Raw genomic sequence first — 12,926 nt, forward strand, 5'->3', positions numbered from 1 at the left:
CGCCTTTGACTAAAGAAACAGGCTGCACGGCCGGGGAACGGGAAAGCCCGCCCCCGGCCGGTCCGCGCGTCAGGCGAGCCAGCAGCGCTCGGCGATCCGGCAGCCGGCCAGTTCCATGTTCGACGCGGTCAGGTCGCCCTTCACCGCGTCGCGCATGCCGTCCAGGAAGTTGTTGAACATCGGCACGATGGCGCCGCTGTCATCCTGCATGATGGCCTGCATCTCGGCGTACATGCCGGCGCGCTTGGCGTTGTCCAGCTCCGTCCGGGCGGCCAGAAGCAGGGAGTCGAAGCTGTCGTTGCGCCAGTGGGTGTCGTTCCAGGCCGCCTTGGAATAGTAGGCGGTCGTGAAGATCTGGTCGGGCACGGCGCGGCCGGTCCAGTAGGAGATCATGAACTCCTTGGACCGCCAGACATTCTCCCAATAGCCGTCCTGCGGCTCGCGCACGACGTTGATGTCGATGCCGGCCTCGGCCGCCTGCATCTTCAGCAGCACCGCCATGTCGATGGCGCTGGAGAAGGCCGCGGTGGAGGTGCGCAGATCGAGCGCCCCGCTGTGCCCGGACTTCTTGAAGTGGAACTTCGCCTTGTCCAGGTCCTGCGTGCGCTGCGGCAGCTTGGCGTCGAAGAAGGGCATGCTCTTGGCGATGGGGTGGTCGTTGCCGACCGTGCCGTAGCCGCGCAGCAGGCGGTCCAGCATCTGCTCGCGGTTGATCGCGTATTTCAGCGCCAGCCGCAGATCCTTGTTGTCGAACGGCGCCCGGTCGGCGCGCATGTTGATGACGTAGTAGGCCGTGCCGGCGGAGTTGATGATGCGCAGGCCCGGCGCCCGGCCGAGCAGCGCGACCGTCTTCGGGTCCAGGCGGTTGATGCCGTGCACCTCGCCGGACTGGAGCGCGCTGAGGCGTGCCGCGTCGTCGTTGACCACGACGAACTCCACCTCGTCGACGTGGGCGCGGCCCTCCTTCCAGTAGTTCGGGTTGCGCTTGGCGACGAAGCGGACGCCCGGCTCGTAGGTTTGCAGGACGTAGCCGCCGGTGCCGACGCCGTCCACGGTCGTGGTCTCCGCCGGGACGATGGCGAGGTGGTAGTCGGACAGAATATAGTGCAGGTCGGCATTGCCGGTGGCGTGCTGGACGCGCACCTGATGCTTGTCCACCTTCTCGATGGACTCGATCTCCTTCAGCAGGCCGGCGGCGCCCGACTTGGTGTCGGCGCCCATGTGGCGGCGCAGCGAGTGGACGACGTCGTCCGCGGTCATCTCCTTCCCGTTGTGGAAGGTCACGCCCTTGCGGATGTTGAAGACCCAGGACTTGGCACCGGGCCCGATGTCCCAGCTCTCCGCGATCTCCGGAACGGCCTGCCCGTTCGGCGCGATCTCGACCAGAGTGTTGTAGAGCGTGTAGTTGATGGTGCGCTCCACCGGCGAGCCGAAGCCGCCGCGCGCCTGGTCCAGCGTGTTGGTCGTCTGGCCGCCCGCCAGGCCGAGCTTGAGCCGCCCACCCTTCTTCGGCACCTCCGCCGCGAACGCCGAAGCGCCGGGCAGCAGGGCCGACGCCCCGATGCCGAGCCCGACCGCAGCACCCGCCTTAAGAAGCTGCCGGCGCCCGATGTCGCCGGTCAAGCCCAGCCCCTCAAAACCCTTCCCAAATCCGCTCGTCATCAGTCCCTCCTCAGATCCCTGAAAGCTCCCGAAAAACCATCACCCGTCGTTCCGCCGGCGGTTTTGCCGCCCTGTTGTTGTTTGCGGAGGACGGGGGCACGCACACCAACTCACTGTTGCGCGGTCACCTCAACGCCCGGGCCGCGCAGGATCCCGACATCCCCACCGTCCAGATGCAGCGCGATGGCCGTCCCCACGACCTCCGGCCGCTCCACATGCGGGATGTGCCGGGTGTCGTCGAGCGCCAGCAGCGTGGCGCGGGCCAAGCGCGGCAGAGCCTCCACCGCGCCCTGGTAGGCGACGGTGACGTCCTGCTTGCCCCAGACCAGAAGCAGCGGGACGCGCCCGTCGAGCGCCGCGAGGCGTTCGACCTGCATGTCGTCGTTGATGCCCTCGGCGTAGTAGCGGCCGATGGCGGCGAAGGACTCCGCGGCACCCCGCGAGTTGTTCATCCGCCAAGCCTCCTCGACGAAGGAGTCGCTGATCGCCGCCGGGTCGAACACGCCGTTGCGCAGGCGCGTCGCGACGCTGTCGCGGTCCATCTTCGCCAGATACTCCGACGTCCAGCGCCGGCGCTCCGGCGCCAACGGCTGCAAGCCGACGCTGCCGATGAGGGTCAGCGTGCGGACCAACTCCGGCGTCCGGGTCGCGAAGGCCGCCGCGAACAGGCCGCCCAGGGACGACCCGACCACGTCGATCCGCTCCTCCCCCAGTTCGGCCAGCAGGGCGGCGAACAGCTCGGAATGGCCGGCCGCCGTGTAGGAGAATCCGCCCCCCTTCTGCGACAGGCCGTGCCCCGGCAGGTCGATGGCGAAGCAGCGGCGACCCTGCGCGGCCAGCGCCGAGGCGACCGGCGCCCAGATCTCCGCGTGGGAGCCCAGGCCGTGCACGAACAGGACCGCCGGGCCCTCGCCGCCCCACTGCATCACCCGGACGCCGAAGCCCAGGGGGTGCAGCAGGTACTGGATCGGGGATGCGGCCATCGCGCCGTCGCTCACTTCACCGGGTCCGCAACGCGGTCTGCCGATTCAGCCTCCGCCGCCTGGGGACCATAGAGGCGTTCGACGCTGTGCTTGATGAAGTGCTGGACACCCTTTTCCAGGCGCGACATCCGGCCCGGCACGAAGCGCGAGGCGCGCGTGACGTTCTGCAGCGATTCCACCATGGCGAAGTCTTCGCCCAGCACCTTGTCCAGCATGACCTTGAATTCGGACACCACGGGCTCGCGCGCCGGGCCGTCGATGGTCTCCGCCGACCACAGGATGGTGCCGGTCATCCGCATGCGGTCCACGCCGAGCGGCCAGCTGGTGTAGACGGACACGTAATCCGGCCGCACGAAGAAGTTCAGGTTCGGCGTCAGCAGCCCGGCCGAGGAAAAGCGCGGCGACTTGCCTTCCAGGGCGGCGATGCGCTTGGCGGTCAGGTCGCCCGTCTTGGACAGCGTGCCGGCGTCGTATTCATCGACGAACACCTGCCCGTTCGGCCGCAGGTCGTAGGTCAGGTCCACGGACTTCATGAAGCGCCCGATGGAGTCCTTGTGCAGGACGCCGACGTGGTAGAAGTCCACGAAGTTCTCGACCATGAGCTTCCAGTTGCACTGAAGCTCGGAATCGACGCGCAGGCCGATCTTCAGCGTTTCCAGGTTCAGGTAGCCGAACTTCTCGTCGAAATCCTTGATGAAGGTCGCGAAGGGAACCGGGTCCTTGGCGAGCGTCACGAAGATGAAGCCGCCCCACTGGCCGACGTGCAGTTCGGGAAGGCGGCAGGCCTTGCGGTCGAAGCCTTCGGAATCGCGCATGTAGCTGGCGCCCATCAGCTGGCCGTCGAGGTTGTAGAGCCAGCCGTGATAGGGGCAGGTGAACTCCGTCGCGTTGCCCTCGCCCGTGGCGATCTCAACGCCGCGGTGCAGGCACATGTTGGCGTAGGCGCGGATGGCGCCCGCCTCGTCCCGGCACAGGATGATGGGCTCGTTGGCGATCCGGAAGGTCTTGTAGTCGCCGGGGTTCGGCAGCTCCTCGGCGCGGGCCAGGTACAGCCAGTCGCGCTTGAAGATCTGCTCGATCTCCTGCTGGAGAACCTCCGGGTCGTTGTACAGGAGACCCGGAGCATGGCTGGCCTGCTTCACGTCCAGGAAGGTCTTCCGGAACATGGTGTCGGATGTGTCGGACATGCTCACTCCACGATCTGGGCTTTGGGATCAGGGCGTTAGGCTTGTTGCAGCTGCTCGGCTTCGAACCCGGTCAGGAAGGACGCGAGGTTCATGCCGAGGTCTTCGCAGAGGTATCCCCCTTCCTGGACCAGCACGGTCGGCAGGCGCAGCGACGACAGGACGCGCGCGATCCGTTCGAACCCGGTGGTGGTGATCTGAAGGAAGGCGAGAGGATCGTTCTTGTAGGAGTCGAGGCCGAGCGCCACGACCAGCGCCTGCGGGCGGAAGTCCCGCAGATGGCTGAGGCCGATGTGCAGCGCGTCCAGATACTGGTTGTCGCCGGCGTTCCGGGGCAGCGCCAGGTTGACGTTGGCGCCCAGCCCGTCGCCCTCGCCGCGCTCGGTCTCGTAGCCCCAGAAGAACGGGTAGAATTCCGCGGGGTCGCCGTGCAGCGAGATCGTCATGACGTCGCCGCGGTCATAGAAGATGTCCTGCGTGCCGTTGCCGTGGTGGACGTCGATGTCCACGATGGCGACGCGCTGGTACTTGTCGCGCAGCACAGCCGCGGCGACCGCGGCGTTGTTCAGGTAGCAGAAGCCCCCGGCGAAATCGCGGCCGGCGTGGTGGCCGGGCGGGCGGCAGATGGCGTAGGCGCTGCGCTCCCCGCCGTCGCGGACCTGCAACGCCGCGGATGTTGCCGAATGGGCGCCCCACAGGGCCGACGTCCAGGTGTCCGGCGTGATCGGGCAGGCCAGATCATACAGGTGATAGCCGGCGCGCCCGACGATCGACCGCGGATAGCCGCGGCCGGGACGGCGCGGATGGACGTTCGGCACGACCTCCGAAGACGCGTCGGCAAGCGCGCTCCACCGGTCATAAGCCGTTTCCAGAAAGGCTATATATTCGGCAGTGTGCACTTTTGCGATGCAAGAGACGCCGAAGTCCTCCGGCTCATGGATCGAATGGCCACAAGACGTTGCCCCCATGAGAAGGCTTTCGACACGCTCCGGCACATCCGGAATTTGGCGTAATTGGCCGGAGACCAGGAAATTTCCCGGCCTATGCCCCCTTTGCCTGGGGGAAAAGAAGATTTTCATTTCTTCTCACAGACCCCTCGCTCTCTGACGACCTGGACAAGCTTGATGTGGTGTGACACTATAAATCAAATAGATTGTTGTTATTACCCCATAAACGGGGTTTATACAGGGTGGGGGTGAGTCATGCTGATGAGCAATCCTCTGGTCCGCTCGCTCGACTGGAATCTATTGCGGGTTTTTCTCGTCATTGCGGAAGAGCGCAGCATTTCCAAGGCCGCGGACGCGCTCAACCGGACCCAACCGGCCGTCAGCACGGCTCTGAAGCGCCTTGAGGAGCAGCTGAACACGCAGCTCGTGCTGCGGAACGCCACGATGTTCCAGCTGACCGACAACGGGAAGTTGCTGCATCGCGAGTGCAAGGAGGTGTTCAACACCATCGGCCACATCCCCAGCCTGATCGCGGAGACCACCGAATCCCTGGCCGGAACGCTGTCGCTGACCATGGCGAGCCACATGGTGAGCGACCTGATCGACGAAACGCTGGCGCAGTTCCACGAACGACACCCCAACGTGACCGTCGACGTCTCGCTCGTCACCAGCGCCGTGGTGATCGAGCAGGTGATGAACCGCTCCATCAACGTCGGGATCTGCCTGGCCTGCAGCCACGTGCCGGGCATCGAGTACCTGCACCTCTATAAGGAGCATTTCGGCTTCTTCTGCGGGCCGCGCCACCGCTATTTCGGCCGCCGCGACCTGACGCTGGCCGATTTGCAGGGGGAGCGCGCCGTCACCTTCAAGGTGTTCGCGTCGTCGGAGGTGATCCAGACGATCACCGCCATGTACCGGCAGGCCAACATGGCCATGCCCTTCGCCGGCCTGTCGGACAACCTGGAAGAACTGCGGCGCATGATCATCGCCGGCGTCGGGATCGGCGCGATGCCCATCCACGTGATGCAGCGCGACGTGCGCGACGGGCTGCTGTGGCAGCTGCCGCCCTACCACCGTCCCACCCCCATCGACGTCTATCTGGTGACCAACCAGAAGGCCCAGCTGACCCGCATCGAGAACGCCTTCATCGCGCAGATGCGGGAGGTCGTGGCGGCCAAGACGATCGAGGAACGCACCTACCCCCCGGTTTTCACGGAGCCGTGACGAACGGCCCCATCCACACCCGCAACAGCCACAACGTTTAGGAATGGAGACCAGAATGGCTTGGCACAAGGCCGCATCCACCGATGCCCTTCAGGACGGCAGCGTGATCGGCGTCGAGATCAACGGCCTGGACATCGCGCTCTACAAGCTCGACGGCGCCTTCTACGCCACCGGCAACATCTGCACGCACCAGCACGCCTACATGTCCGACGGCTATGTGGACAACGGTTGTATCGAATGCCCGCTCCATCAGGCCCTGTTCGACATCCGGACCGGCGCCGTCGTCGACGGGCCGACCAAGAGCCCCCTGCCCGTCTACCCGACCATGATCGAGGGCGACGCTATCCTGGTCGAGCTGCCGGATTGATCCGGCGTTCTCCCGGTCTTAGGGCGATCGCGTGAAGGACGTTTGGTCATAGGTTAAGATTTCCGTCATCCCCGCGAAGGCGGGGATCCAGCCCACACAAGCACCGTTGTGCGGAGTTTTCTGGATCCCCGCCTTCGCGGGGATGACGGTCGTTCCAGAAGTTGATGGACGAGAAACGAAACGAGACACGGAATGGCGATTTCGAACTTTGCGGAGGAGCTGCTGGCGCGGATCGGTCCGGGCGGCGTCCGGGTCGGGGCCGATGTCGATCCCCGGCACCGCCATGACTGGACGGTCGAGATGCCGCCGGACGGTGCCCCGCTCGCCGTGGTCTACCCCCGCAACGCCGAGGAGGTCTCGGCGGTGCTGCGCCTCTGCCAGGCGCACCGGCGGCCGGTCGTCGTGCAGGGCGGGCTGACCGGGCTTGCCGGCGGCGCCACCCCGGTGGACGGCTGCGTCGTGCTCTCCATGGAGCGCATGCGCGCGATCGAGGAGGTGGACACCGACGCCGGCACCATGACGGTCCAGGCCGGCGTCACCCTGCAAACCGTGCAGGAGGCGGCGGACGCCGCGGGGCTCCTGTTCCCGCTCGACCTCGGCGCGCGCGGTTCCTGCCTGATCGGCGGCAACCTGTCGACCAACGCGGGCGGCAACCGCGTCCTGCGCTACGGCATGATGCGCGACCTCGTGCTGGGGCTGGAGGTGGTTCTGGCCGACGGCACGGTGGTGACGTCGCTCAACAAGATGCTGAAGAACAACGCCGGCTACGACCTGAAGCACCTGTTCATCGGCACGGAGGGAACGCTGGGCGTGGTCACCCGCGCGGTCCTGCGCCTGCACCCGAAGCCGCGCAGCGTCTGCACCGCGCTGTGCGCGGTGGCGGATTACGACGCCGTCCTCCGCCTGCTGCGGCTGGCGCGCGAACGGCTCGGCGGCACGCTGTCGGCCTTCGAGGTGATGTGGCCGGAGGTCTACCGCAGGGCGGAGGCGGCCTTGGGCCGCCCGGCACCCCTGCCGCACGGGCACGGCGCCTATGTGCTGGTGGAGGCGATGGGCAGCGACCAGGCGCCGGACCAGGAGCGCTTCGAGGCGATCCTGCAGCGGAGCTTCGAGGACGGGATCGTCGCCGACGCCGTCCTCGCGCAATCCGGGGAGCAGACCGCGGCCTTCTGGACCATCCGCGACACCTGCGGCGAGTTCGGCAGGATCATCGCGCCCGCCGTCGGCTTCGACGTCAGCATCCCGGTCGGCCGCATCGGGGAGTTCGTCACGCTCTGCCAGGACCGGCTGGCGGCGCGCTGGCCGGACGCGGAATCGGTGTATTTCGGGCATGTGGCCGACGGCAACATCCACATCGGCGTGAAGGTGGCGGAGGATCCGCTGCCGGTCCACGCCATCGACGTGGTCGTCTACGAGGCCGTGCAGGAGTTCCACGGCTCCGTCTCGGCGGAGCATGGCATCGGCGTGCTGAAGAAGGAGTTCCTTCCCTATTCGGTGAGCCCGGAGGCGATCGCGCTGATGCGGACCGTCAAGGCCGCCCTCGATCCGAACGGAATCCTCAACCCCGGCAAGGTCGTCGACCCGGTCACCGCGTGACCGGCATGACCGCGGGGCGCGCGCTGCGCCCCGCGGTCGCCCCTCTCCGGATGCTACGGTATGCACGCATCGCGCGTAGCCGGCAAGTGGCTGATACGGTGAGGAAAAAAGCCCCTCTCCCTTGAGGGGAGAGGGGTTGGGGTGAGGGTGGCGCCGGCCTCTGGCCGGCCGGGAACAACAGCAGGCGACCGAAAACGAGCTTTTCTCCGGGCTGCCGCCCGTAACGACCCCTCACCCCACCCTCTCCCCCAAGGGGAGAGGGGAATTTTGCTGCATTTTCAAATACTTACCGTATACAAACATGTGTGCATACCGTAGTCTCCGGGTGGGGATCAGCCCGGTGCCGCGCCGACGACCGTCTTCAGTTCCAGGAAGGCGTCCAGGCCCCATTCGCCGTATTCCCGCCCGTTGCCGGACTGCTTCCACCCGCCGAAGGGCGCCGAATAATCCGGTCCGGCGCCGTTCAGGTAGACGTAGCCGCAGCGCAGGCGCGCGGCGACCGCCTCCGCGCGCGACGGGTCGCGGGACTGCACATAGGCCGCCAGACCGTAGGGCGTGTCGTTGGCGATGGCGATCGCCTGCTCCACGCTGTCATAGGCGATGATGGTGACCACGGGACCGAAGATCTCCTCGCGCTCGATCAGCATGCCCGGGACCACATCGGCGAACACGGTCGGGCGCGCGAAGTAACCGCGGGTCAGCCCGTCGGGGCGGCCGAGCCCGCCGGCGACCAGCGTGGCGCCTTCGGCGATGCCGGCCGCGATCAGCTCCTGCACGCGGTCGAACTGCGCCCGGCTCACCAGGGGACCGAGGTCGGTCGCCGGATCCATGGGATCGCCGACGCGCAACGTCTCCGCAGCGGCCGCCGCGATGGCGGCGGCGCGGTTGGCCTGGTCCTTTGGAACCAGGAGCCGGGCCGGCGCAATGCAGGACTGGCCGCTGTTGCCGAAGCAGGACTGCACGCCCCGGACGACGGCCTCCTCCAGGTCGGAGTCGGGCAGCAGGATGTTCGCCGCCTTGCCGCCAAGCTCCTGGTGGACGCGCTTCACGGTCGGGGCGGCGGCCTCGGCGACGCGGACGCCGGCGCGGGTCGATCCGGTGAAGGAAATCATGTCCACGTCCGGATGGCGCGCCAGCGCCTCCCCGACCGTCGGCCCGTCGCCGTTGACCAGGTTGAACACGCCCTTCGGAACCCCGGCCTCGTGCAGGATTTCCGTGAACAGCATCGCGCTGAACGGGGCGAGCTCGCTCGGCTTCAGGACCATCGTGCAGCCGGCCGCCAGCGCCGGGGCGACCTTGGTCAGGATCTGCATCACCGGCGCGTTCCACGGCGTGATCAGGCCGCACACGCCGATGGGTTCGCGCCGGATCACCGTGCGGCCGCGCCGTTCCTCGAACCGGTAGGTCTCCAGCACCCGGACGATCTCGTCCAGGTGGGTTTGCCCGGCCGCGGTCTGGTAACCGAGCGTCCGCTTCAGCGGGCCGCCCATCTCCATCGTCAGGATGCGGGCCATCTCCTCGCGGCGTGTCGCGAAGACGTCGGCGACGCGGCGCAGCAGGGCGATCCGGTCGGCCCGGCTGGATCCGGCAAAGGCGGGGAACGCCCGCCGGGCCGCCGCGACCGCGAGGTCGACGTCGGCCGCCGTGCCGAGCGCGATCCGGGCCACCGGCTCCTCGGTCGCCGGGTTGATCACGGCGTGGGACGTCCCGCCCTGCGGCGCCACCCAGGCGCCGTCGATGTAGACCATGGCCAAACGCTCCGCCTTCAAGGTGTCGAAGGGCGTGGATGGCGATCCCGTCCGCTGGGCTTGGGTCATCAGCTGGCGATCCACTGCTCGAACCGGCGCGTCTGGTCCTGCAGGTCGCCGCCGAAGTTCAGGATGTCCTGCTCGAAGGCCTGCGGGTAGTTGGCGGGCGCGGTGGCCATGCGCTCGGCGTCCTTGCCGCCGATGAACGCGAAGGCTTTCGGGTTGACCGGGCTGGTGAGCGCGTCGCGGGCGAAGTTCGCCTGACGCTCGGGATCGCAGGCGCTCTCGATGAACCTCCAGGCGATGTCCCGGCGCGGCGTTCCCTTCGCCACCACCCAGTAACCCTTGTCGATCTCCGCCTGGTTCCAGGTCATGCGGATCGGATGACCCTGGTCGATCAGCTCGAACACGCGCCCCTGCCAGATCCCGATCATGTCCACCTCGCCATCGCGAAGCAGCTGCTGGGATTGCTGGCCCTGCGTCCACCAGACGCGGACGTGCGGCTTGATGCGGTTCAACGAGGCGAAGGCCCGCGGCAGGTCGAGCGGGTAGAGCTTGTCGACCGGCACCCCGTCCGCCAGCAGGGCGAGCGGCAGGATGCGCCCGGCGTAGCGTTGCAGGCTGCGGGTGCCCGGAAAGCGCTCGACGTTCCAGAAATCCGCCCAGCTCTGCGGCCCGCCGTTGGGAAAGCGGTCGGCGCGGTAGGCGATCACCGTGGCGAAGCAGTCGAACCCGACGCCGTTCAGGAAAACGGCCCCCTTCCACAGCTTGGAGGCGTCGATCGGCGCACCCTCGATGGGCTCGATGAGCTTGGCGTCGTTCGCGCGCATAATCTCCGCGGCACCGAGCGTCGTCACGTCGAACTCGTACACGCCCGAGCGGGTCTGCGCGGCGAGCTTGGCGAAGGAGACCGGCGACACCGTGCGGATCTCGACCCCGGTGTCGCGGGTGAACGGATCGAAGATGTGCTTCTTGGCCGACTGTTCCCACACGCCGCCCCAGGTGTTGACGTAGAGGGTCTTCTCCTGCGCCGACGCCGTCCGGACGAACGGGGCGGCGACCAGGGCGCCGGCGGCGGCGCCGGCCTTCAGGATGGTCCGGCGTGGAATGCCGGCGGTGCCGGACGCGTGGTGCCGTAGCATGGGACACACCTCCCGTTGATTATTGGGCCGTTCGTTCTTGAGGATTCGTCGTTCAGGGGGAAACCGCGAATGCCATCGCCGGGCGGGAGGCGGACTGGCCGTCCTCCAGGACGAGGTCGGCTCCCTTCTCGCCGATCATCATCGCCGCGGCGTTCGTGTTGCCGGACACCACGGTCGGCATGATGGACGCGTCGATCACCCGCAGCCCGTCGATGCCGTGGACCCGCAGCCGGTTGTCCACGACGCTCATGGGATCCGGCCCCATCCGGCAGGTGCCGCTGGCGTGCGCGCCGGTCCCGGCGACCGAGCGGACATGGTGCAGCCATTCCTCGTCGGACTGCGTCGCCGGGCCGGGCAGCAGCTCCTCGGTCACGCATCCGCTAAGCGGCTCCGTCTGGAAGAGGGAGCGCGCGATGCGCAACCCCTCGACCATGGTCCGGCGGTCGGCCTCCTCGTGCAGGTAGTTGGGCTGGATGCGCGGTGCTGCCTCGGGATCGGGCGACGCCAGCTCCAGCCAGCCGCGGCTGAGCGGACGGCAGGGCACGCAGCTGATGGTGCAGCCGGGGAAGCGGTGCATCGGCCCGCCCGGCCGGTCGAGGCTCCAGGCCAGGAAATGGAACTGCACGTCCGGGGAGGCGAGGTGCGGGCCGGTGCGCGCGAACAGGCCGACGGGCCCGCCGGCCATCATCAGCAATCCGCGCCGCTGCGTCAGGTACTTGATCCCCTCGGCCAGGCGCCGCGGCCAGCTGTGGAAGATCTCGTTGACGGTGTTGGGCTGGGCGCAGCGGTACATGACGCGGGCGCTCAGATGGTCCTGAAGGTTCCGCCCCACCCCCGGCAGGTCGTGCACGACGGGCACGCCGTGCGCCGCCAGCACATCGGCCGGACCGATCCCGGACAATTGCAGCAGGTGCGGGGAATTGATGGCGCCGCCGGCCAGGATCACCTCGCGGTTGGCGCGGGCGCGCCGGACGGTCCCGTCCTGCCGGTACTCGATGCCCACCGCGCGGCGCCCGTCCAGCAGGACGCGCAGGGCGAGGGCGCGGGTCTCGACGCGGAGGTTCGGCCGCTTCATGGCCGGACGGAGGTAGGCGACCGAGGTGCTCGACCGGCGCCACTTCCCGACGGTCATCTGGTAGGCGCCGGCCCCTTCCTGTTCGGCGCCGTTGAAGTCGTCGTTGCGCGGGTAGCCCAGCGCGACCGCGGCGTCGAGGAAGGCGTCGTACAGGTCGTGGCGCATGCGGATGTCGGACACGTCCACCGGCCCGCCCACGCCATGGAAGACGTCGGCGCCACGCTCCTGGTTCTCCGCCTTCCGGAAATAGGGCAGCACGTCGTCGTAGGACCAGCCGCTGTTGCCGCGCTGCGCCCAGCCATCATAGTCCTGCCGCTGTCCGCGGATGTAGATCAGGCCGTTGATGGCGCTCGACCCGCCCAGGACCTTGCCGCGCGGCCACGCCACGCTGCGGCCGCCGAGGCCCGGCACCGGCTCGGTCTGATAGCTCCAGTTGTAGCGCGGGTTGTAGGCGTTGCGGTAATAGCCGGCCGGGATGTGCAGCCAGGGATCCCGATCCCGCCCGCCCGCTTCGAGCAGGAGAACCCGCGTGCCCGGATCGGCGGACAACCGGTTGGCCAGGATGCAGCCCGCCGAACCGGCGCCGACGATGATGAAGTCAAAGTCCGGCGCGCGCGTCCCCCCCACGCCGGATGTCTCGACGTCGTTGTCCAAAACCCCTCCTGTCCGGCGGACGCGCCGGGTCCACGGCGCAGCCGCACGCGGCGGCGCGCCCGAACGCGTCCCTGCCCATTCGCAAACCCATGGTGGAGAAACCACCGTCCTCTTCGGCTTTTTGCTCTCTGCCGAGCAGAGCCGCCGTTGTTGTTTTCTTGGTTGGCGCCTTGTATTCTATGCGAATACGCTGTCTGCTTACAGATATGCTGCGCGTCGTTTGTTGACGTGTCAAATTGACGCGGCGTCACTCTGACGCATGGCTGCCATGCGGAAACCTTTGGAAGCCGGACCCCGAAACGGGCACCGCCCTGCCGGCGGGTTGTTTCCCGTCGGCAGGGCGG

General features: G+C 67.8%; 10 protein-coding genes. 3 read left to right on the forward strand and 7 right to left on the reverse strand.

Features of this window, described 5'->3' with window-relative positions:
• Positions 1-69 precede the first annotated feature (69 nt).
• The 4 genes from J2851_RS27595 to J2851_RS27610 form a co-directional block, all read right to left on the reverse strand.
• On the reverse strand, positions 70-1,662 hold the full coding sequence (locus J2851_RS27595; RefSeq protein ID WP_209770391.1) for an ABC transporter substrate-binding protein: 1,593 nt from the start codon (positions 1,660-1,662) through the stop codon (positions 70-72).
• A gap of 110 nt (positions 1,663-1,772) precedes the next feature.
• Entirely contained in the window at positions 1,773-2,660 is an 888-nt protein-coding gene (locus J2851_RS27600) for an alpha/beta fold hydrolase (protein WP_209770392.1), read from the reverse strand.
• On the reverse strand, positions 2,657-3,832 hold the full coding sequence (locus J2851_RS27605) for an aromatic ring-hydroxylating oxygenase subunit alpha (protein ID WP_209770393.1): 1,176 nt from the start codon (positions 3,830-3,832) through the stop codon (positions 2,657-2,659). Before J2851_RS27605 ends, J2851_RS27600 begins: the two co-directional genes overlap by 4 nt.
• A 35-nt stretch (positions 3,833-3,867) precedes the next feature.
• Positions 3,868-4,908: a histone deacetylase family protein gene (locus J2851_RS27610; RefSeq protein WP_209770394.1), complete on the reverse strand. Its 1,041-nt coding sequence runs from the start codon at positions 4,906-4,908 to the stop codon at positions 3,868-3,870.
• A 129-nt stretch (positions 4,909-5,037) separates the two neighbouring features.
• Between J2851_RS27610 and J2851_RS27615 the strand changes: the two genes are divergently transcribed.
• The 3 genes from J2851_RS27615 to J2851_RS27625 all read left to right on the forward strand — a co-directional run bounded on the left by J2851_RS27615 (position 5,038) and on the right by J2851_RS27625 (position 7,963).
• Entirely contained in the window at positions 5,038-6,000 is a 963-nt protein-coding gene (locus tag J2851_RS27615) for a LysR family transcriptional regulator (RefSeq protein WP_209770395.1), read from the forward strand.
• A 55-nt stretch (positions 6,001-6,055) separates the two neighbouring features.
• Positions 6,056-6,367 carry a Rieske (2Fe-2S) protein gene (locus J2851_RS27620; RefSeq protein WP_209770396.1) on the forward strand — a complete coding sequence of 104 codons (312 nt, stop codon included), beginning with the start codon at positions 6,056-6,058 and terminating at the stop codon, positions 6,365-6,367.
• Between the two features lie 192 nt (positions 6,368-6,559).
• Entirely contained in the window at positions 6,560-7,963 is a 1,404-nt protein-coding gene (locus J2851_RS27625) for an FAD-binding oxidoreductase (RefSeq protein WP_209770397.1), read from the forward strand.
• A gap of 332 nt (positions 7,964-8,295) precedes the next feature.
• Here J2851_RS27625 and J2851_RS27630 read toward each other — a convergent pair whose 3' ends face one another.
• The 3 genes from J2851_RS27630 to J2851_RS27640 are packed head-to-tail and all read right to left on the reverse strand — an operon-like array spanning position 8,296 to position 12,582.
• Positions 8,296-9,780 carry an aldehyde dehydrogenase family protein gene (locus J2851_RS27630; RefSeq protein ID WP_307420418.1) on the reverse strand — a complete coding sequence of 495 codons (1,485 nt, stop codon included), beginning with the start codon at positions 9,778-9,780 and terminating at the stop codon, positions 8,296-8,298.
• On the reverse strand, positions 9,780-10,853 hold the full coding sequence (locus J2851_RS27635; protein WP_209770398.1) for an ABC transporter substrate-binding protein: 1,074 nt from the start codon (positions 10,851-10,853) through the stop codon (positions 9,780-9,782). The genes J2851_RS27630 and J2851_RS27635 overlap by 1 nt, the downstream gene beginning before the upstream one ends.
• Positions 10,854-10,905: 52 nt before the next feature.
• Positions 10,906-12,582, reverse strand: a complete 1,677-nt coding sequence (locus J2851_RS27640; protein ID WP_211114460.1) for a GMC family oxidoreductase — start codon at positions 12,580-12,582, stop codon at positions 10,906-10,908.
• Positions 12,583-12,926 lie beyond the last annotated feature (344 nt).

The sequence above is a fragment of the Azospirillum rugosum genome (genome assembly GCF_017876155.1).
Classification (GTDB): domain Bacteria; phylum Pseudomonadota; class Alphaproteobacteria; order Azospirillales; family Azospirillaceae; genus Azospirillum; species Azospirillum rugosum.